The 19,244-nt window shown below is 70.9% G+C and carries 17 protein-coding genes and 2 pseudogenes; 4 read left to right on the forward strand and 15 right to left on the reverse strand.

The window, feature by feature from the left end; all coding sequences use genetic code 11:
* The first annotated feature begins 134 nt into the window (after nucleotides 1-134).
* On the forward strand, nucleotides 135-836 hold the full coding sequence (locus CFP66_RS38720) for an IclR family transcriptional regulator C-terminal domain-containing protein (RefSeq protein ID WP_233160065.1): 702 nt from the start codon (nucleotides 135-137) through the stop codon (nucleotides 834-836).
* Here the strand turns inward: CFP66_RS38720 and CFP66_RS38725 are convergent, their stop codons facing one another.
* The 12 genes from CFP66_RS38725 to CFP66_RS38780 are packed head-to-tail and all read right to left on the reverse strand — an operon-like array spanning nucleotide 837 to nucleotide 13,042.
* The gene (locus CFP66_RS38725; RefSeq protein ID WP_094930343.1) at nucleotides 837-1,850 is read right to left on the reverse strand and encodes a TIGR03617 family F420-dependent LLM class oxidoreductase; all 1,014 of its coding nucleotides are present in this window, start codon (nucleotides 1,848-1,850) and stop codon (nucleotides 837-839) included.
* Complete coding sequence (locus CFP66_RS38730) at nucleotides 1,847-3,097, reverse strand: acyl-CoA dehydrogenase family protein (RefSeq protein WP_094930344.1); 1,251 nt, start codon at nucleotides 3,095-3,097, stop codon at nucleotides 1,847-1,849. Before CFP66_RS38730 ends, CFP66_RS38725 begins: the two co-directional genes overlap by 4 nt.
* Nucleotides 3,094-4,476 (reverse strand): MmgE/PrpD family protein, encoded by a 1,383-nt coding sequence (locus CFP66_RS38735; protein ID WP_094930345.1) that lies wholly within the window; start codon nucleotides 4,474-4,476, stop codon nucleotides 3,094-3,096. Before CFP66_RS38735 ends, CFP66_RS38730 begins: the two co-directional genes overlap by 4 nt.
* Nucleotides 4,473-5,684, reverse strand: a complete 1,212-nt coding sequence (locus CFP66_RS38740) for a CaiB/BaiF CoA-transferase family protein (protein WP_094930346.1) — start codon at nucleotides 5,682-5,684, stop codon at nucleotides 4,473-4,475. The genes CFP66_RS38735 and CFP66_RS38740 overlap by 4 nt, the downstream gene beginning before the upstream one ends.
* Nucleotides 5,681-6,856, reverse strand: coding sequence for a CaiB/BaiF CoA-transferase family protein (locus tag CFP66_RS38745; protein ID WP_094930347.1), 1,176 nt, complete (start codon nucleotides 6,854-6,856; stop codon nucleotides 5,681-5,683). Before CFP66_RS38745 ends, CFP66_RS38740 begins: the two co-directional genes overlap by 4 nt.
* Complete coding sequence (locus CFP66_RS38750) at nucleotides 6,853-7,269, reverse strand: Zn-ribbon domain-containing OB-fold protein (RefSeq protein ID WP_198961968.1); 417 nt, start codon at nucleotides 7,267-7,269, stop codon at nucleotides 6,853-6,855. The genes CFP66_RS38745 and CFP66_RS38750 overlap by 4 nt, the downstream gene beginning before the upstream one ends.
* A complete protein-coding gene (locus CFP66_RS38755) occupies nucleotides 7,266-8,429 on the reverse strand; it encodes a hypothetical protein (protein ID WP_094930349.1) in 1,164 nt (387 codons plus the stop codon). Before CFP66_RS38755 ends, CFP66_RS38750 begins: the two co-directional genes overlap by 4 nt.
* A 9-nt stretch (nucleotides 8,430-8,438) precedes the next feature.
* On the reverse strand, nucleotides 8,439-9,221 hold the full coding sequence (locus tag CFP66_RS38760; RefSeq protein ID WP_094930350.1) for an enoyl-CoA hydratase/isomerase family protein: 783 nt from the start codon (nucleotides 9,219-9,221) through the stop codon (nucleotides 8,439-8,441).
* A gap of 45 nt (nucleotides 9,222-9,266) precedes the next feature.
* On the reverse strand, nucleotides 9,267-10,070 hold the full coding sequence (locus CFP66_RS38765) for an LLM class flavin-dependent oxidoreductase (RefSeq protein WP_094930351.1): 804 nt from the start codon (nucleotides 10,068-10,070) through the stop codon (nucleotides 9,267-9,269).
* Complete coding sequence (locus tag CFP66_RS38770) at nucleotides 10,067-11,560, reverse strand: tripartite tricarboxylate transporter permease (RefSeq protein ID WP_094930352.1); 1,494 nt, start codon at nucleotides 11,558-11,560, stop codon at nucleotides 10,067-10,069. The genes CFP66_RS38765 and CFP66_RS38770 overlap by 4 nt, the downstream gene beginning before the upstream one ends.
* Nucleotides 11,561-11,564: 4 nt before the next feature.
* Nucleotides 11,565-12,059 (reverse strand): tripartite tricarboxylate transporter TctB family protein, encoded by a 495-nt coding sequence (locus CFP66_RS38775; RefSeq protein ID WP_158228386.1) that lies wholly within the window; start codon nucleotides 12,057-12,059, stop codon nucleotides 11,565-11,567.
* A 2-nt stretch (nucleotides 12,060-12,061) separates the two neighbouring features.
* Entirely contained in the window at nucleotides 12,062-13,042 is a 981-nt protein-coding gene (locus CFP66_RS38780; protein WP_094930354.1) for a tripartite tricarboxylate transporter substrate binding protein, read from the reverse strand.
* Between the two features lie 334 nt (nucleotides 13,043-13,376).
* On the opposite strand from CFP66_RS38780, the pseudogene CFP66_RS50510 reads away from it, so the two are divergent.
* Nucleotides 13,377-13,769: pseudogene (locus tag CFP66_RS50510) on the forward strand (hypothetical protein); the annotation flags it as partial.
* 193 nt (nucleotides 13,770-13,962) lie between these two features.
* Complete coding sequence (locus CFP66_RS38785; RefSeq protein WP_198961969.1) at nucleotides 13,963-15,234, forward strand: DUF3500 domain-containing protein; 1,272 nt, start codon at nucleotides 13,963-13,965, stop codon at nucleotides 15,232-15,234.
* Nucleotides 15,235-15,435: 201 nt separating this feature from the next.
* On the opposite strand, the gene CFP66_RS38790 is transcribed toward CFP66_RS38785, so the two are convergent.
* The 3 genes from CFP66_RS38790 to CFP66_RS38800 all read right to left on the reverse strand — a co-directional run bounded on the left by CFP66_RS38790 (nucleotide 15,436) and on the right by CFP66_RS38800 (nucleotide 18,379).
* Nucleotides 15,436-16,233, reverse strand: a complete 798-nt coding sequence (locus CFP66_RS38790) for a transposase family protein (RefSeq protein ID WP_094930356.1) — start codon at nucleotides 16,231-16,233, stop codon at nucleotides 15,436-15,438.
* Between the two features lie 156 nt (nucleotides 16,234-16,389).
* Complete coding sequence (locus CFP66_RS38795) at nucleotides 16,390-17,322, reverse strand: alpha/beta fold hydrolase (RefSeq protein WP_094930357.1); 933 nt, start codon at nucleotides 17,320-17,322, stop codon at nucleotides 16,390-16,392.
* A 70-nt stretch (nucleotides 17,323-17,392) separates the two neighbouring features.
* Complete coding sequence (locus CFP66_RS38800; protein WP_094930358.1) at nucleotides 17,393-18,379, reverse strand: YafY family protein; 987 nt, start codon at nucleotides 18,377-18,379, stop codon at nucleotides 17,393-17,395.
* Nucleotides 18,380-18,679: 300 nt separating this feature from the next.
* On the opposite strand from CFP66_RS38800, the pseudogene CFP66_RS38805 reads away from it, so the two are divergent.
* Nucleotides 18,680-19,210 (forward strand): annotated as a pseudogene (locus CFP66_RS38805) (hypothetical protein); the annotation flags it as partial.
* Nucleotides 19,211-19,244: the final 34 nt, after the last annotated feature.

Here is a 19,244-nt window from a genome sequence, read left to right on the forward strand (position 1 = left end):
GCTACCCTGACCCGCATGGTCCCAGTCAACCCGGGTGAACGCGCTTGAGCGCCGAGGAACGTCCTGCCGAGTACGTCCAGTCCCTGGAACGCGGGCTGAAGATCATCAGGGCCTTCTCCCCCAGGCACCCTCGAATGACGCTGACCGAGATCGCCGAGCGGACGCGGATGCCGCGGTCCGCGGCCCGCCGCTTCCTGCTCACCCTGGAGAGCCTGGGCTATGTCCGGTTGGCAGGGCGGTACTTCTCGCTCAGCCCGACCGTGCTCGAGCTCGGCTACAGCTACCTGTCCTCGGTCCACCCCTGGGATGCGGCCAACCCGCTGCTCGAGCGGCTCAGCGAGGCGGTCGACGAGAACGTGCTCGCGGGCGTGCTGGACGGCACGGACGTCGTCTGCGTTGCCCGCACCAGCCGTCGGCTGGTGACGGTGGCGGTGTTCGTCGGCGGGCGGGTGCCTGCCCATGCCTCCTCGATGGGCCGCGCGATCCTCGCCTACCTCCCGCCGGACCAGCTGGACGCGTACTTCGCCACCGCCAAGCTGACCGCCGTCACCGACGCCACCACCACCGACGAGACCGCCCTGCGCGCGGAGCTCGCCACGGTACGCAGCCAGAGGTGGGCGACCACCGAGCACGAGCTCGAGCGGGGTCTGATGTCGGTCAGCGCCCCCGTCTTCGGCGACGGGGAGCAGGTGGTCGCCGCGATCAACGTCTCCGCGCACGGCAACCGCCTCGACCTCGACGAGGTCGAGCGGCGCATCGTCCCCCCGCTGCTGGACGGTGCGCGCGACGTCAGCCTGATCTTCGGTGCCCGCCGGTCCTTCGCGCAGGAGCCCTGATCAGATCTCCGCGATGGCGGCGACGGCGCGCCGCAGGCCTTCCCAGTCGGTACCGGGCGGCGGGGCCGGGAGCTGGATGACGTCGACGATGCCGGCGAAGCGCTCGGCCACCGCGCCGGCGATCCGGTCGTACGTGCCCGAGGCGCAGAAGAGGGCAAGCACGTCGTCGTCGACGCGGGCGGCCATCTCGGCCCAGCGGCCCGCCCTGGCCATGGCACGCAGCTCGTGGCCGAGCTCCTCGAGGCCGTGCTGGGCGAGGACCGGCAGGTACGCCTTGGTGGCCCCGTAGTACGCGACCCGGTACCGGACGTACTCCCGCGCGGCGCGCAGCTCACCCGTGTCGGCGCCGGTGGCGACGAAGCCGCCGCCGTAGACGCGGACGTCGGCCATGGTCCGCCCCGCCCCTTCGGCGGCATCCCGGAGCACCGGGAGGGTGACCTCGGCTGCGTACGCGCGCGTGCAGAACGAGTGCAGCCGTACGCCATCGCAGAGCGTTGCCGCGGTTCGCAGGTTGTACGGGTTCACCGCGGCCAGGTCGACAGGGATGTGCGCGTGGTCGGAGTCAGGGACGTACCCCGGGGTCATCAAGGTGTGCTGGAAGAACGGCCCCTGGTGGGCGAGCTCGCCACCGTCGGCCCAGGAGGCCCAGATGGCCTGGAGCGCGCGGACGTAGTCGCGCATCCGCGGTCCCGGCGAGGACCACTGCGCGCCGAACCGGTCCTCCACGTGCCGCCGGACCTGGGTACCGAGGCCGAGCCGGAACCGGCCGCCGGTGTGGTCGGCCAGCATCCGCGCCTGTACGGCCAGGACCATCGGCGTACGCGGGAACGCCACCGTGATCGCGGTGGCCAGTTCGGCGCGGGACACCGCCGGGGCCGCCGCCATCAGCGTGAGCAGCGGGTCCCGCCGGGTCTCGACGTCGGCGATGACGTCGACGCCGGCCGCATCCAACTTGCCGGCCACGGCCGGTACGTCCCGCAGCGGCACCTCCCGGAGCACGGCCTCGACCTTCATGGTGTCCCCCCGGTCAGGGCTACCGCCGTCGCTGGCATCCCCTTGCGGAGCAGCTGCCGAGCGATCGTCACCCGGTGCACCTCGGAGGCGCCCTCGACGATCCGCCAGACGCGGACCAGCCGGTAGTAGTACTCGATCGGCAGGTCCTTGCCCAGGCCCATCCCGCCGTGTGCCTGCAGGCACTCGTCGGCGACCCGCTGCAGCAGCTCGGTGCCGAGCACCTTGGCCGTGGAGGCCTCGAACCTGATGTCGCTCGCGCCCGCGTCCAGCTTGGCGGCCGCGTCCCGGTTGACCAGGCGGCTGGCGTGCAGGCCGATGCCGGCGTCGGCGATCCAGTTCTGGACGGTCTGCCGGGAGGCGAGCGGCTCGCCGAAGGTGACCCGCTGCTTGGCGTGCTCCATCATCATGTCGAGCAGCCGCTCCGTGGCGCCGACGCAGCGGGCGGCGATCTCCAGGCGCCGCACGGACAGCCGGTTCTGCATCGGCACGAAGGCCTGCCCGACCTCGCCGAGCACCTGCTCGTCGTCGAGCCCCACGTCCTCGAAGCGGATCTCACAGGGCCGGTAGTTGGAGATGGTCGGCAGCCGACGCTCCACCACCACCCCGGGAGTGCCGCGGTCGACGAGGAACGAGGTCATGCCGCCGCGGGAGCCCTTCTCCGGGTCGGTCACCGCGACGACGATGAGGAAGTCGGCCCAGTCGGCTTTGCCGATCCACTTCTTCCGGCCGTTGAGCACCCAGTGGCCGTTCTCGTGTACGGCGGTGGTCTGGATCCCGGAGACGTCGGAGCCGGCGCCAGGCTCGGTGATCCCGATCCCGGAGGTGATCGCGCCCCGCGCGTACGGTTCCAGGTAGCGCTCCCGTTGATCGGGGGAGCAGGCAGCGGAGAGCCAGTGCAGGTTGGGCGAGTCCGGTGGCAGGACGAACGGGACGATGGTCTTGGCCATCTCCTCGATCGCTGCCATCTTCGCCTGGTTGGTCAGACCGAGGCCCCCGTACTCGGCCGGTACGTCGATGCCCCATAAGCCGCGCTCGCGGGCCGCGTCGAGCAGCCGCTCGTACACCTCGGCCGGCAGGTCGCCGAGCGGGTCGAAGAGGTAGCTCCGGCCCGCCTCTCCGGTGAACGGCTCCACCCGCTGCGAGGCCTCCAGCTCCCACCGGATGATCTGGGGCTCCAGCGGCTGCAACTCCTCGGTCACGAAGGCCCGGACCCGCTGCCGGATGTCGGTGACCTGACGCTCGCTCATGAGCTCTCCTGGTTCTCGGGCGGCGCGGCCGGCAGTGGCGCCAGTACGTCCCGTACGGTGCGGCCGGTCCACGTACGCAGCGCGTCGGCGAAGGGGCGTGCCGCCTCGGGGGCACCGCCGTGGCCGAAGCAGTCGGTGGCCTTCTCGGTGAGTTCGTCCAGGGACATCGGCGCTGCCGCGCTACCGCGGAGCACCTCGGTACGCTGGCGGAGCACCCGGCCGTCGGTGAGATCGAGGCTCACCTCGGCCCAGCGCGGCGTCAGCGGGGTGTCGGCCTCCGTGGCGCGTATCCGGGGGATCAGGTCTTGCGCCTGCGGCCGGTTGACGGCCGCATCCGTGAAGCCTGCCAGCCGCATGTGCCCGTCGAGCAGGGCCGCGCTGATCGCGTACTCCATGCTGAACTTGGCCTCGAGGCCGGTCCGTGGGCGGTGGTGGACCAGCGGTACCAGCGCCGCGCCGCTGGTACGGACGTCGATCCCCGTGACGTCCGCGGCGCCGAGGTCGGCCTCGGTGCGCAGGTCGAGCACGGCGTCCAGGGCGCGGTGCGTGGCGTAGCAAAGCGGGTACTTCTTGACGTCCAGCCCGGCGATTCGCAGCTCGCCGGCCCCGGCGCCGAGCCCGTCGAGCTGCGCGTGGAGCGCCTCGACGCCTTCCATGCCGCCGCCGTACAGGACGGTGAAGCCGGCCGGACCGTCCAGAGCGCCGTGGCCGGCGTCGAGCCCGGCCCGGGCCAGCAGCGCGGATCGGACCGACGCCGCGCAGGCCGCGCCGACCTGGAAGGACTTCGCCTGGGTGCCGAAGTTCTCCCGGGTGCCGGCACATTGGCCGAGGAAGAGCCCGATCGCGTCGGCGATGCCGGTCTCGGTGAGGCCGAGCAGGTGGCCGGCGGCCACGGTCGCGCCGATGCCGCCGATCGCGGTGGTGGAGTGCCAGCCCGCGGCGTAGTGCTGCTGGCCGACGGCGCGGGAGAGTTTCAGAATTACCTCGAAGCCCACCGCGTACGCGGCCGCCACCGCGGTGCCGTCGGTGTCCTCGGCCTCGGCCAACGCGAGCAGGCCCGGAAGCAGGGCCACGCTCGGGTGGCCGCGCATCAGGGACGTGACGTCGTCGTAGTCGAGGACGTGCGCGGCGGCGCCGTTGACCAGTGCTGCCCGTTCCGGCGCGGCGTGGCCGCCCGTCCAGATCCGGCTGCAGCCCTCGCCCGGGGTACCGGCGTACGCGGTGAGGGCAGCGACGATCGGGTCGTGCCTGGCTGCCACCGCGACGGCGACGGTGTCCAGCACGGCGCGGGCCACGGTGTCCTGGACGTACGGCGTCGGCCCGGGTGCAGCAGCCGCGAACGTTGCGATCCGCAGCGCTGCCGGCGCCCTGGCGGTCATCGCAGCACCCCCGCTCCGCGGTACTCCTCGATCTCCGCGTCCGTCAGGCCGAGTACGTCGCGGAGAACCTCGCCGGTGTGCTGACCGAGCAGCGGCGCCGGGCGCTGCGGACGTACGGGCGTGCCAGTGAGCCGGAACGGCGGGGCGTTGTACAGGCTGTCGCCCATCTCCGGGTGGTCCATCCGCAGCCAGTGCTCCCGCTCGGCGAGCTGGGGGTCGTCGTCGACCAGGTCGGCGGCGTTCTGCACGAGCGCGGCGGGCACACCGGCCGCACGCAGCCGCGCGGCCAGTTCCGGTGCCGTGCGCTCCGCCACGGCCGCGGCCAGCGCCGCGTCGAGCCGCTCCCGGTCCCGATGGCGTCCGTCCATGTCCCGCCACTCCTCGTGCGGGCCGCTCAGCCCGAGCACCCGGACCAGCGCCGGCCACTGCTCGTCGTGGAGGACCGAGATCGCGATCCACCGGTCCTCGCCCGCGCACCGGTAGACGCCGTGCGGTGCCCGCCGTGCATGCCCATTGCCCTGTGGCCCGGCGTCCCTGCCGTTCACCGTCCAGTCCATGATCAGCGGGCCGAGCAGCGCGATCGTGGGCTCGGTCTGCGCGACGTCGATGTACTGGCCCTCGCCGGTACGTCGCCGGTGGCGCAGCGCAGCCAGCAGCGCGAAGGCCGCGTGGCACGGGTTGGGCACGTGGTCCGGGTAGTTGGTGCCGGTGCCCAGCGGCGGCCGCCCGGGGACGGCGGTGAAGTGGTGGAGCCCGACCAGCGCGCTGATCGTGGAGCCGTACCCGAGGTAGTCGCGCTCCGGCCCGGAGTCGCCCTGCATGGACATGGCGAGGTAGACGGCCCGCGGGTTGAGCCGGTGCACGCTCTCCCAGCCGAGGCCGAACCTGTCCATCGTGCCGGGGGTGAAGTTGTTGGCCACCACGTCGCAGTCGGTGACGAGCCTGCGGGCGAGCTCGCGGCCGCCCTCGGTCTTCATGTCGAGGGAGATGCTGCGCTTGCTGGTGTTCCGGTCGGCGAAGTAACCGCTGCGATTGAGCCCGGCCTGACCTCCCGCGAACGGCGGGCTGAGCCGGATGCCGTCGACCTTGGCCGCGCTCTCGACCTTGATCACGTCGGCGCCGTGGTCGGCCAGGATCTTCGTGGTGAAGGAACCGGCCCCGACCCAACAGAAGTCGATCACGCGGACGCCGTGCAGCGGCCCGTTCATGTGCTCACTCCGATCTCGGCGAGCACCTCGGTGGTGTGCTCGCCCAGCAGGGGAGCGCGGCCGGTGGTCTGCCAGGGCGTCGCGCTGAGTCGGTACGGTGCGCCGGGCATGAGCGCGCCGAACCCGGTCTGCTCCACCAGGTATCCCCGGTGCTGAAGCTGCCGGCTGGCCACCAGGTCGGCCGCGGTACTGACGGGGCAGAGCGGGACCCTGCGGCGTTGCGCCTCGGCGTAGAGCTCGGCCTTGGTGCGCCCCGCGGTGAAGCTGCCGAAGATCCGGTTGAAGATCTCCCGGGCCTCCGTTCCGACGACGTACTCCCGCTCGTTCCACCGCTCGCCGTGGAGCAGCCCGGTCTCGGCGACGCCCTCGTCCTCCATCCAGCCCACGAAGTGGGGCCAGAACCGGTTGCCGCCGATGCCCGCGGCAAGGATGTACACGTGACCGTCGGCGCAGCCGAACACGCCGGATCCGGCGCGGGCGGCATGGCCGCTGCTCCGGCCGCGCACCGTCTGCTCCAGGTCGTAGTACTGCACCGCGTTCTCCAGCGCGAGCACCACGCTCTCCTGCACGGAGACGTCCACGTGCTGTCCCTGTCCGGTGAGCTCGGCCGAGGTGAGCGCCATCATCGAGGCGACGGCCCCGAACAGGTTGCCGGCGGCGACGGCCTGCTCGCCCGCCGGTCGCACCGGCGGCCCGTCCGGGTAGCCCGACAGGGAGAGGAACCCGCCGAGTGCGACCAGCAGGAGGTCGTCGGCCTCGTACGCGGCGTACGGGCCGCTCTGCCCGAACGGCGTGATGCTGGTCAGCACCAGGGCAGGGTTGAGCGCGGCCAGGTCCGCCCAGGCCAGGCCGCGTGACGCGGCCACACCGGGACGATCGGACTCGATCACCAGGTCGGCTGTGCGCGCCAGCTCGCGCAGCGTCTCCACCCCGGTCGGGCTGTCCAGGTCGAGGACGATGCCGCGCTTGCCGGTGTTGACGTAGCCGAAGGTCAGGCCGCGATCGGGGTGGACCACGTCGCCGGCGAACGGCGGTTCGGCCCGCAGTGCCGACCCGCCGGGCGGCTCGACGAGGACCACGTCCGCGCCGAGCTCGGCGAACAACTTGGCGCAGTAGTTGCCCAACGCCCCGGAGAGGTCGAGGACGCGCAACCCCGTGAGCGCTCCGGTCATGGCTCCTCCGGGATGAACCGGGGGATGGTGACCTCGTCGGTCACCGGGTCGCAGTGCAGCCGTACCCGGAGCCCGACCTGGACCTCGTCGTTCGGGATGCCCACCACGTTGCTGAACATCCGCGGGCCCTCGTCGAGTTGCACGAGGACCACGTTGTAGGGCACGTCGTCGGCGAACGCCTGGTTGTAGACCTGGTGGAAGACGATCCGGGACAGCACCTCGCCACCACCGGAGACGTCGGTCCAGGTGGCGCCGGGGGCCAGGCACTCGGGACAGACCCGGCCGACGGGATAGCGGATGTGCCCGCAGGCGTCGCACCGCTGCAGGCTCAGCGTGGAGCGTTCGCGCAGGCTGTCCCAGAACGGGCGGTTCTCTTCGGTCAGCTCCGGCAGTGGCTTGTCGTACGTGCTCACGTCAGCCCGTCCTTGCTCAAGATCATCGCATTGGAGCAGTTCAGCGTCATGCCACGGCCGGTCACCAGGCAGACCTCCGCACCGGAGACCTGGCGCTCACCGCAGTCGCCGCGGAGCTGGCGGACGCCCTCGACGATGTGCAGCCAGCCCTCCATGTACGACTCCGACAGGTTGCCGCCCGCCGTGTTGACCGGCAGGTCCCCGCCGAGCTGGATCCGCCCGCCCTCCACGTACGGGCCGGCCTCGCCCACCCCGCAGAAGCCGGCGTGCTCCAGCCAGAGCAGCACGCTGATGCTGAAGTTGTCGTACAGTTGCGCCACGTCGACGTCAGCGGGCCCGACGCCCGCCATCGCGTACGCCTTGTCCAGCGCGTCCTTCTGGTGGGGCACGTACCACCAGTCCGGCCGCTCCAGCGTGCGGGCCGTGTACGCCTGGCCCATGCCGGAGAGGAAGACCGGTGGCTGCTTCGTCTCCCGCGCCCGGGCGCGTTCGGCGGAGGTGACGATGATGCAGACGCCGCCGTCGCTGATCAAGCAGCAGTCCAGCAGGTGCAGCGGCTCCACGATCCACCGGGAGGCCTGGTGGTCGGCGAGCGTGAAGGGCGTGCGCATCACGGCGTCGGGGTTCATGGAGGCGTGCCGGCGGCAGGCCACCGCCACCTCGCCGAGCTGCTCGCTGGTGGTGCCGTACAGGGCCATGTGCCGGCTGGCCGCGATCGCGCTGTTGGCGGCGGCGCCCATCATCCCCCAGATTCCCCACGAGTCGCCCCAGCCCGACGCCCGGTTGAACCGCGAGCCTCCGGTCTTGGCCGCGTCACCGAAGACGCAGGCCACGGTGGTGGCCATGCCGGTGGCCACCGCCATCGCGGCCATCTGGACCAGCGCGCCTGCGGTGCCGCCCCCCATCGACATGCTGCCGGTGTAGGCCGGGTCGATGCCGAGCGTCTCGGCCACCCGCAGGTAGTTGAGCGGCCCCTCGGGCGCCGTGGTGCCCGGGAAGGTCAGCAGGCCGTCGATCTCCGACTTCTCCAGCCCCGAGTCCGCGAGCGCCGCGGTGAAGGCGTCGGTGGCCAGCGAGAGCTGCGTGCTTCCCGGGACCTTGCCCTGAGGTGTCTTGCCGACGCCGACGATCGCGGCGCGGTCCTTCAGCGATTCCGTCATTCGCCTTCCTCACTTGCCGTGGTAGCGCGGCGGCCGCTTCTCGGCGAAGGCCGTGCGGCCCTCGATGCGGTCCTCGGTGTCCCGCAGCAGACCCCAGACGTAGTTCTCCAGCTCCACACCGCGGTCCAGCGGCAGGTCGGCGCCGTCGATGGCCAGTCGCTTGACAGCGCGTACGGCCAGCGGCGCGTTGTCCGCGATCCGCGCGGCGATCTCCCGCGCCCGGTCCAGCAGCACAGCTGGCGGCCCCACGACCTCGCTGACCAAGCCGGTGCGGTGCGCCTCCGCGGCGTCGATACGGTCGCCGGTGAGCAGCATCTGCATCGCCGTGGAACGGCCTACGGCCCGGGTCAGGCGTTGTGTACCGCCGGCCCCGGGGATGCTGCCGACACGCACCTCCGAGAGCCCGAACTGCGCGTTCGGCGAGCAGACCCGGATGTCGGCGGCGAGGGCGATCTCCAGGCCGCCGCCGATCGCGTAACCGTTGACCGCTGCGATCACCGGCGTATCCCGTGGGAAGCCACGCAACAGGTGGTCGCCGCGGCCGTCCCCGCCGAAGGCGCCCTGCGCGTACGACTCCGCAGGCGGCATCGTGCGCTTGAGATCCGAGCCGGTGCAGAACGCACGCTCGCCCGCACCGGTGATGATCGCGACTCGGATCTCCGGGTCGGCGGCGACGCGCTCGAAGGCCGCGTGCAGTGCGGCACGGGCCGGTGGATCGATGGAGTTCATCGCTTCCGGCCGGTTGAGCACGATCTCCGCGACCGCGTCCCGCACCTCGATGTCGACGGACACGTTCTCCGAACCTCCTCCTCCTCGTCCTGCCTGGCGGCCTGGCGCTCACACCAGCTCGCGGATGGCTGCGAGGCTCCGCTCGTCGTGGTGTGCGGTCCGCAGGATCACGTCGTCGAACCCGAGATCGGCCAGCCAGGCGAGGCGCTCTCGCGCCCGTCGCGCCGTGCAGATCAGGTCGAGCGGGCGGTCCGGATCGCGCGGCTCGTCCGGGCCGGTCAGGTCCACTGGGATGTTGGTGACCACGGCGCGCTCGCCGCCGGCCGCCCGGTATCGCGCGACGCCCTCGGCCAGCCGCCCGCCCTTGGCCGCCGAGGCGATCCAACCGGAGTACGTGGTGGCCGCCCGCTCGATCAGCTCGGGCCGGGCCCAGGAGCCGATCAGGATCCGCGGTCCGCTCCGCACCTCCGGCCACGGCGTGAGGTCGACGCCGTCCACGCACTCGCCGCGGACCAGCCGGGGCAGGACGTCCAGCGCGTCGTCGAACCGCCGGCGCCGCTCGCCGTACGGGGCACTGGCCGCATGGAAGTCGCCACGCGTCGAACCTGCGCCCACGCCGAGCGAGAGCCGGTCCCCGCAGAGCAGATGTGTGGTCATGACGCGCGTCGCCAGCTCCCCGGCCGCACGCGGCCCCAGCTGGAGGATGCAGGTGCCGAGCTCGACCCGGTCGGTCACGGTGGACGCCACGGAGAGTGCGATCAGCGGGTCCGGCAATGCGAACCCGCGGTTGAAGGCGTCGAACACCCAGGCGCCGTCGAGCCCGGCCGCTTCGATCCGGCGGGCGCTGTCGGCGATGCCGGTGGCGCTCGCCGTACCGTCCGGCGCGGCGGAGAGGATCATGCCAACCCTCATGTCCGCCTCCGGCGGGTGAACACGGTCCGGATCCCGGCCCCGACGACGAGGAGGAGGACCAGCACCCAGAGCGTGATCGCGATCGGGCTCGAGACGAAGTACGACATGTCGCCCCGGCTCAGGAAGAGCCCCTCACGCAGGTGCTTCTCCGCCAGCGGACCGAGGACCAGCCCGAGGACGAACGGCGCCAGGTCGAAGGAGAGCTTGCGCATCACGTACCCGACCGCCGCCATCAGCCCGAGCATGTACACGTCGAGCAGGCTGTTCCGCACGCTGTAGCAGCCGATGACGGCCACCACCACGATGCCGGGCAGCAGCAGGCTCTGCGGGATGCGGAGCAGTTGCACCCATACCCCGACCAGCGGCAGGTTGAGCACCAGCAGCATGAGGTTGGCGACCAGCATCGCGCCGATCAGTGACCAGAAGATCTCCGGGTTGTCCTCGATCAGCAGCGGTCCCGGCTCAATGCCCTGGACCACCATCGCCGAGATCACCAGTGCGAACGTGGCGGAGAACGGCAGGCCGAGGGAGAGCAGCGGGACCAGGCCGCCGATCGCCGCGGCGTTGTTCGCCGCCTCCGGTGCGGCCACGCCCTCGACCGCACCCGTGCCGAGCGCCTTCTTGTTCCGCGCGACGCTCTTCTCCAACCGGTAGGACGCGAAGCTGGACAGCGTCGCCGACGGCCCGGGGAGCAGGCCGAACGCGAACCCGACCACCGAGCCGCGGCCCCAGGCAGGCCACGCGGCGCGCCACTCGTCCCGGGTGGGGAGCAGCTCGCGGAAGCGGACCCGGGTGGGCTTCGCCGACCGGCCGGGGTTCTCGAGCAGCAGCAGCAACTCGGCGATGCCGAACAGGCCGATCGCGACCGGCACCAGGTCCACACCGAGCGCCATCTCCGGCACGTCCATCGTGTACCGGAACGTGCTGGTGATGGCCTCCTGGCCGATCGTCCCGAGCAGCACCCCGACGATCATCGGCAGGAAGCCGCTGGCCGCGCTCCCCCCGGCGACCCGGGCCAGGGCGATCAGACCGCCGGCCACCAGTGCCAGGTACTCGGCCGGCCCGAACAGCAGGCCCACCCCGGCGAGCACCGGCGAGAAGAGCGTGACCAGCACGACGCCGATGGCGCCGGCGATGAACGAGCCGATCGCCATGATGCTCAGTGCCGCGCCGGCTCGGCCCTTCTGTGCCATCGCGTGACCGTCCACCGCGGTCATCACGGAGGCGGCCTCGCCGGGCATGTTGAGCAGTACGGCGGTGGTGGATCCGCCGTACATGGAGCCGACGTAGATCGCGGCGATCATCACGATGCCGACGATCGGCGACATGGAGAACGTCAGCGGCAGGACGAGCGCGGCACCGGCGACCGGACCGAGCCCGGGCAGCACACCGATGATCGTGCCTGCGAGCGCGCCCACCAGCGAGGCGAGCAGCAACTCGGGGGTGAGCGCGGATTCCAGACCGAACAGCAGGCCGTCGAGGGGGCCCATGCGCTCACACCCCCGTCAGCGAACCGGCCGCCAGGCGTACGCCCAGCAGTTCGATGAAGACATAGGTGATCAGCAGTCCGAGTGCCGCGCCGTACAGCACGGATTTCCACCGGACCCCGTCCCGCAGAAGCAGCACGGCCACCGCGCCGAACAGGCCCGCGCCCAGGTACGGGCCGATGAACGGCAGGAGCAGCAGGTAACCCACGATGGCGCCGGACATGGCGAGTACCACGCGCGTACGACCGGGTGCCGGACGCCCGACCTCGCCGGTGACCTTCGTGGTGAACCGCGCCTCGCCGATCGTGAGGATGCTGATCACGATGGTGGCGACGCCGACGATGAGCGGGAAGAGCGCGGCGCCCGGCTGCGCCATGGTGCCCAAGGGCAGGCTGAATGCGTGCACGGTGTACGCCAGCCCGGCGATGAGGACGACCGTGCCGACGATCATCCGGCCGCGGCGTACGCCGTCCATGGTTGTGGAGGTCTCCGTGGCGGCCATGGTCATTCCCCCAGTGCGGCGTTGATCCGCTGGAACTCGGCCGTGAATCCGTCGAGCTCCGCGGTGATCTGGTCCGGGGTGAGGTGCTCTGTCACGTACCCCTCGTCCTCGGCGAACTGCGCGAACGCGGGCGTACGTACCGCTCTGTCCGCGGCGGCCTGCAGGGTGGCCAGCACGTCGGCGGGGATTCCCCTGGGGGCGATCACGTAGTACGAGGCGGGCAGCGTCACGTCGTACCCGGCCTGGGGAAACGATTCGGCATCCGGTGCCGCGTCATAGGTGCCGTCGCGGAAGACCCCGAGGATCCGGACCTTGCCGGCCTTGACGTGTTCGGTGAACGAGGGCGCGTAACCGGCGTTGGCGTCGACCTCGCCTGCCAACAGCGCGGTCAGTGCCTCACCCCCGCCACCGCTGAACGGGACCCTGGTGAGGTCGACCTTCCCGACCTGGTTGAGCTGGGCCACGGTGAGGTCGTTGACCGTCCGCGCACCCGAGTTGGAGACCGTGATCTGCCCGGGGCGCCGCCGTGCGTCGTCCATGAACTGCTCGATGTTCCGCCATGGCGCGTCGGCGCGGACGGCGAGGATGGTCGGCAGGTCCGCCAGCTTCACCAGTGGCTGGTAATCCGCGGTGGAGGAGTACGGCAGGGCGTCGGTGAGCAGCGGCTGGTAACAGCAGGCGCTGTTGGAGGTCAGCCCGATGGTGTAGCCGTCGGGGGGCGACTTGACGATCCGGCTGGTGCCGATGGTCGCCGAGCCGCCCTCGCGGTTCTCCACCACGACCTCGACGCCGAGCTCCTTCTCCAGCTCCGCGGCGAACTTCCGCGAGACAGGGTCGGTGGAGCCACCAGGTCCGTACGGAACCACGAAGGTGAGGTCGTCGTCGGGATACGGGCCGTCCGGCCCGAGTCCAGGGATCACGGAGCACCCGCTCAGTGCCAGCAGCACCGCGGCCACGGCCGCGCCTCGACCGAAGACTCTCATGGCTCGCCCCCTTCGCCGAGCTGGACTTGCGCAACCGCATAGCGAACAAAAGTTCGGTTTGCGGTCGTGGTGGATACTAGGCAGACCCGACGAGGCGGTCAACGGTTCGGCCAGCTATGGCCCCGCGTCATAGTCCTGCCGCCTGGGTTCCTGGCAGTGATCGCAGCCTTCGGTGGCCGGCCCGTTGCCTACGAGTCCCTCACCGGTGATAGGCCTGCGAGCACTGCCAGCACGCCGCCGACGGCCTCCGGGATGTGTCCCGTCCCGGGTTTGTTGGAGACCATCAAGCCTCAAGCCTGGAGGATGATCGAAGGATGGCCGCCCCGAGGAGTACCCCGACGAGCTGCGGGAACGAGCGATCCGGCTCGTGCTGGACGCCAAGGCTGACCCTGCTTGCGGGGGCGGGAACGTCTACCGGCGCATCGGTGAGCAGCTTGGGATTCACTCGGAGACGTTGCGGGGCTGGGTGAAGCAGGCCGAGATCGACGCGGCACCAGGCCGGGCACGACGACTGACGATGCCACTCGACTCGCGGAGTTGGAGCGTGAAGGCGCTGGGCTCCAACCCGCGCAAGAGTATGAAGACCGGTGCGGGCGAGCGGGACGTGGAGCTCACCTCGGCTCGGCGACGTTCGGACCCGGGGCGATGCTGTTCAGCGACGACGACGGCGTGGTCGTGCTCGATCGCTGACGACGCCGGGCGCGACGATGGCACGTCGTTCTCTTGACCGAGAGCACTGTGCGACGCACGAAGAGAAATCTGCTGGTCCAGGTGGTCGCGCCCCCTCGCAGGTGTCCGCCGGGACCGCCGGATCGCTGGGGCATCCGGTCCAGGCACCGCGGATCGGATCGAGGGGGCAGCTTTCCTGCTGACAGCCGCCGCACAGGAGGATGACAGGTTCGCGATTCAGAGTCGATGACGTGAACAGCACCGACATCGGCAACGCCGAAGCGCAGGGGCCCGGCCGCTCCCGCCGGCCGGCCCACAGGACGTCCGCCTGGTTCGTATCGACGTTGCTGGTCGGTGTGCTGGCGCTGAGCGGGTGCGCGGCCGGCTCGGCCACCGGGTCGGCCGCGACGGACTCCTCCTCGTCGATCACCACCACTCTGGTGGACTCCGAGGCCACCTCGGCCACGACGACCACCGAGACCATCACCGGGACGACGGCCGCCGCCGAGGCCTTCCTGGCGACCCTGTCCGACGAACAGCGCGAGACCCTGCTGTACGCCTATGACGACGAGACGAAGACGACGTCGTGGTCGAACTTCCCGGTCACGTTCGTCGAGCGTGCGGGGCTGAACCTCACCGACCTCACCGAGGAGCAGCAGACCGCGGCGTTGACGGTGCTACAGGCGCTGCTGAGCGACGAGGGCTACGCCACCGCCGTGGGCATCATCGAGGGCGACCAGTACCTGCTCGACAACAGCAGCAGCACCGAGGACTCGCTGGGCCAGTACTACATCGCCTTCTTCGGCGACCCGTCCGACTCGAGCGCCTGGCAGGTGCAGTTCGGCGGCCACCACCTCGGGATCAACGCCACCCTGGACAGGGCGGCGGGGGCCATCACGTTCGCGCCGACGCACCTCGGGTCGCAGCCGGCCGTCTACCCGAACGGGGACGGCGAGCAGGTGCAGCCGCTCGCCGGGATGTACGAGACCGCCTTCGCCTTCTACGACAGCCTGACGGCGGAGCAGCAGGCCGCGCTCTACCAGGGCGAGCAGCTGCAGACGATGCAGTGCGCCCCGGGTGGCACCTGCGACTACCCGACGGGCACCGGCCTGTCCGGCGCCGAGCTGACCGACGAGCAGCGGCGGCTGCTGCTCGACGTCATCGCCAACTGGGCCGGCCTGTCCGACGAGCAGACCACGTCCACTGCGTTGGCCGAGATCGAGGTGACGCTCGACGAGACGTGGATCAACTGGTCCGGTGCCACCGCGTACGACATGACCACCGGGGAGGGCATCTACTTCCAGATCTCCGGCCCGGAGGTCTACATCGAGTTCGCGAGCCAGGAGGGCTCGGCGGGTGCCGACGTCGACGGAGTGACCACCTCGGGATGGGGGCACATCCACACCATCTACCGCGATCCCTCGAACGACTACGCCGGCAGCGTCACGCAGCGGGAGGCCGCCGGCATGGGCGCGGGTCCGGGTGGCGGATCGCCCGGCGGCGCTCCACCAGCCGGTGGCTGATCGACGCACAGGAGAGGCGCGGCTGGAGGGGTTGCGGCTCATCGGTTCGCGCAGCGGCGCCGATCACGGACAGCAGGGCGTGCGCGAGCATCGCGATCAGGGGCCAGTCGCCATGAGCTCGAGCGTCGGACCTGGTGATCATCGAGTCCGGTGAGGTTCGGTGGCCTGGAACGACTCCTCAATGAGCCTTTGCCAACCTGATCAGGCGTTGGTGAGCATGAGGGTCTGAACTGCGGCGATGAGCTTGTCGGCGGTGTTCGGGCTGGAGCGGATCTTGCGCAGGATGCGCCAGTTCTTCAGCTCTGCGTTGACCCGCTCGCCCGGTCCGCGGCGGCGGGCGTGGACGGTGTTGACCTCGCGCTGGTTGGTCGACAGTCGCCGGTAGCGGCCGGTGGCTGGATCGAGGCGGCGACGTCGCTGTGGGACCGCGACCGTCGTTCCGGCGCCCTGGTAGGCGGTGTCGGCGGCTGCGGGGATCCCATGGGCGGTGAGCGCGTCGATGATGCCGTGTTCGCGGGCGGCGCCCATGTCGTGGCGTGCGCCGGGCAGCGGCGGGGAGATCCACACCAGCTGGCCGATCGGGTCGGCGATGACCTGCACGTTCAGCCCGTGAGCCTTGTGCTTGCCCGAGTAGAACGCCCGGTCGTAACCCGACGCCATCCCGACTCGGTCGATGCGCAGCAGAGTGCCGTCGAGGATTACGAACGCCTTCCGTGCGGCGACCTCGATCGCCTGCTCCAGGGTCGGCGCCATCGCGGCAAGGAGGTCGAGTGCTTCGCGGATGTAGCGGTAGACCGTCGAGGTGCCGATCGTGAAGCCGCAGGCCAGGTCCGTGTAGGTCTCGCCCTTGCGCAGGTAGGCCACGACCAGCAGGGCCTGGCGGCCAGCGGTCAGCTTGCGCCACCGCGTCGCCCGCTGGTTGCGGTGAGCCCGCAACGCATCGGACAGCACGCCGAGCGCGCGAGTGGACACGGTCATCCCCGACGGGTAGGACAGCACCTTGAAGCTCCTGGTTGGACGGACTGATCTCAGCAATCGCCCGTCTACGCGTTCGAGATGGGTGCGCAGGTCGGGGGTCGGCGCCGTTCGTTCGTGGAGATGTTCGGTGAAGCGCCATCGGTCGTGCTGCACGGCGGCCGACGGTAGGCGGCCGGGCTACGCCTGCAAGAACATCTCCAGCAACGCGAGCAGGGTCTCCGGGGCGTCTTCCGGCGTGAAGTGGCCGGCGTCGGCGAGCTCGATCACGGGCGCGGTCGGGTAGGCCTCACGGAAGGCTGTGATCATGTGTCGGGGGATGAGCGCGGTGTCTCGCATGCCCTCGACCAGCATCGCCGGCTTGGCCCGCACGGCGGCCACGGCGACCGGGTCCGGCGGGGGCGGTGCGTCCGCCGGGTCGGGAGCGACGAGCTGGCGGGGGAACCGGATCACGCCGCGGCACTCGGCGGGGGTGGGGAACGGATCGGCGTAGGCGCGGATCCAGGTGGGGGTGACGATCTCCGGCCGGGCGACGGTCTGCAGCGCGAGCATCAGGTGGGTGAGCGTGTGCCCGGCGTTGCCCAGGATCTGCTCGAAGCTGCCGTCGGCGTAGGCGGCACGCGCCCAGCGGAACCAGGCACTCTCCGCCATGTTCGCGGCGAAAGCATCCTCGTAGCCGGGCAGCCCGAGGGTGAGCACGGTGTTGGTGGCGAAGATGCGGTCCACCCGGTCCGGATGGCGCAGCGCGAACTCCGCACCGATCGGGCCGCCCCAGTCGTGCAGCACCAATGTGATGCCGCGCAAGTCCAGCTCGTCGACCAAGAGCGCTTCGAGATTGTCAACGTGCTCGCCGGCCAGATAGGTCCGGTCTTGCGGAGTGGCGCTCTTACCGAAGCCCATGTGGTCGGGCGCCACCACCCGGTGCCGCTTCGACAGCGGGCCGATCAGGTGGCGCCACAGGTAGCCCCAGGTTGGCTCCCCGTGTAGCAGTACCAGGTTGCGCCCTCGGCCGGGCTCGCCCTCATCGATGTAGTGGTAGGTGAATCCGGGTGCTTTGCTGTAGCGCGCGGGATAGGGCCAGGTGCCGTCGAAGGTTTCCTCGGCGGAAATCACGATCCGTCCTCTCCGTCGTTCTGGTGTTCGTGCACCGAGAACCTTAGGGACGGTCGGCTGACATCTTCTGTCAGTGAAGGTGGTACATGTCGGCGAGAGCGGCGACGGTGCGGGCCACGTGCTCGCGCAGCGCCTCCGGTTCGAGCACCTCGACCTCGGCGCCCAGCCGCAGCAGCAGCCCGCCGGTGTGCTCCACCGACTCCATCGGGATCGCCACCCGCAACCAACCGTCTGGCTCCTCGGGGCGGGCGCTGTGTCGCGCGGCCGAGACCAGCGCCGGCTCCCACAGATGCGGCAGCAGGTCCAGCGCGCGCGGCGTGAGCCGCACGGTCGCTTCGCCGGTGTGGCGGCGGGCGTCGAACTCGCGCAGCGAAGCGTCCCAGTGGGCGGCCAGGTCGAATCCGGCGGGCCGCTCGAACCGCTCGTCCAGCACCCGCAGGCGGCTGATCTGAGCGACGCGGTAGGTCCGAACCTCGTCCGCCGCACCGCGGGAACCAGCCACCAGGTACCAGCGGCCGCCCTTGAGCACCACGCCGTAGGGCTCCAGGGTGCGAGACACCTCCGGTTTCGGCGCCCACCGGCGGTAGCGCACCCGGACCCGGCGCTGATCCCACACCGCGCCCACCACCTCCCCCAGGTGCGGGGTGTGGTCCGGATCGATGTACCAGCCCGAGGTATCCAGGTGAAACCGCTGGTGCAGCCGGTTCGCCCGCTCCCGCAGGTCGTCGGGCAGCGCCGCCATCAGCTTCAGCCGGGCGGTGGCCAGCACCGCACCCAGCCCGAGATCCGCCGCCGGGCCGGGCAACCCGGTGAGGAACAAGGCCTCCGCCTCCTGCGAAGTTAGCCCGGTCAGCCGGGTGCGGTAGCCATCCAGCAGTGCATAGCCGCCGGCATGGCCCGCCTCCCCGTACAGCGGTATCCCCGCCGCGTGCAGCGACTCCACGTCCCGATACACCGTGCGGACCGAGACCTCCAGCTCACTCGCGAGCTGCCGCGCCGTCATCCGGCCCCTGGCCTGCAACAACAACAGAACCGACAGCAACCGGGCTGCGCGCATGCCAGCACGATGCCAGCCACCCCCGACGAGTCGGGCGCGGGCGGATCATGCGCGTCACCTCCGGTCCGATTCTCTTCCGACCGCATCGCCTGGATCAGGCAACGATGGCTACTGCCTGCCCTGCGCTGCCTCGTCGAGGGCCGCGACCCGCCCGTGGAGTACGTCGTGCGTGACATCGAGGAGGGGAGTCGCCGGCACGGGCATCAGGGCGGGGGTCTAGTCCGGAGGACCTGACCGTCGGAATGAGCAGCCGGTGGCAGATCTTCGACAACGGCGTCAAGCCGTACGCCTGCGGCGTCGTCACCCCATCCTCCGATCGACGCGGTGCGGCAGCTGGCCTCGGTACGCGGCCTCGCCGCCGAGGACCTCGAGCGCATCGACCTGCGGGTTCACCCGCTCGTCCTCGAACTCACCGGCAGGACCGAGCCGGGCACCGGCCTGGGAGGCAAGTTCAGCGTCGGCTTCGCCTGTGCGATCGCGTTGATCGAAGGAACGGCGGGCGAGCACCAGTTCACCGAGGCCAACGTGGCCGACCCGCGCGTGCGCGACCTCATGGCCCGGATCACGCCGGTCGCCAGCAGCGAGATCGACCACACCGAGGCGGTGGCCGTCGGCCACACCAGGGACGGCAGGCGGATCGAGGTCGTCGTCGAGCACGCGACGGGCACTCCGCAGAACCGGATCACCGACAGCGAGCTCGCCGCGAAGTTCCACGGCCTCGCCGACCCCGTGCTCGGTGCAGCGCAAGCCGCCGAGCTCGACGCAGCGGTGTGGAAGGTGGCCGAGCTGGACGATCTCACCCAGCTCGTGGAACTCGCCTCGCTGCGGTGACCAGATCGCTGGTCCAGGTCGGCCGCGACCCGCA

This window comes from Pseudonocardia sp. MH-G8 (assembly GCF_002262885.1).
GTDB lineage: Bacteria > Actinomycetota > Actinomycetes > Mycobacteriales > Pseudonocardiaceae > Pseudonocardia.

Excerpts from the sequence above, each read along its gene's own strand:
- CFP66_RS38725 (WP_094930343.1), bottom strand. The coding sequence starts at position 1,850 with ATGAAGGTCGAGGCCGTGCTCCGGGAGGTGCCGCTGCGGGACGTACCG.
- CFP66_RS38800 (WP_094930358.1), bottom strand. The coding sequence starts at position 18,379 with ATGCGCGCAGCCCGGTTGCTGTCGGTTCTGTTGTTGTTGCAGGCCAGG.
- CFP66_RS38720 (WP_233160065.1), top strand. The coding sequence starts at position 135 with ATGACGCTGACCGAGATCGCCGAGCGGACGCGGATGCCGCGGTCCGCG.
- CFP66_RS38745 (WP_094930347.1), bottom strand. The coding sequence starts at position 6,856 with ATGACCGGAGCGCTCACGGGGTTGCGCGTCCTCGACCTCTCCGGGGCG.
- CFP66_RS38765 (WP_094930351.1), bottom strand. The coding sequence starts at position 10,070 with ATGAGGGTTGGCATGATCCTCTCCGCCGCGCCGGACGGTACGGCGAGC.
- CFP66_RS38775 (WP_158228386.1), bottom strand. The coding sequence starts at position 12,059 with ATGGCCGCCACGGAGACCTCCACAACCATGGACGGCGTACGCCGCGGC.
- CFP66_RS38780 (WP_094930354.1), bottom strand. The coding sequence starts at position 13,042 with ATGAGAGTCTTCGGTCGAGGCGCGGCCGTGGCCGCGGTGCTGCTGGCA.
- CFP66_RS38755 (WP_094930349.1), bottom strand. The coding sequence starts at position 8,429 with ATGACGGAATCGCTGAAGGACCGCGCCGCGATCGTCGGCGTCGGCAAG.
- CFP66_RS38730 (WP_094930344.1), bottom strand. The coding sequence starts at position 3,097 with ATGAGCGAGCGTCAGGTCACCGACATCCGGCAGCGGGTCCGGGCCTTC.
- CFP66_RS38735 (WP_094930345.1), bottom strand. The coding sequence starts at position 4,476 with ATGACCGCCAGGGCGCCGGCAGCGCTGCGGATCGCAACGTTCGCGGCT.
- CFP66_RS38740 (WP_094930346.1), bottom strand. The coding sequence starts at position 5,684 with ATGAACGGGCCGCTGCACGGCGTCCGCGTGATCGACTTCTGTTGGGTC.
- CFP66_RS38770 (WP_094930352.1), bottom strand. The coding sequence starts at position 11,560 with ATGGGCCCCCTCGACGGCCTGCTGTTCGGTCTGGAATCCGCGCTCACC.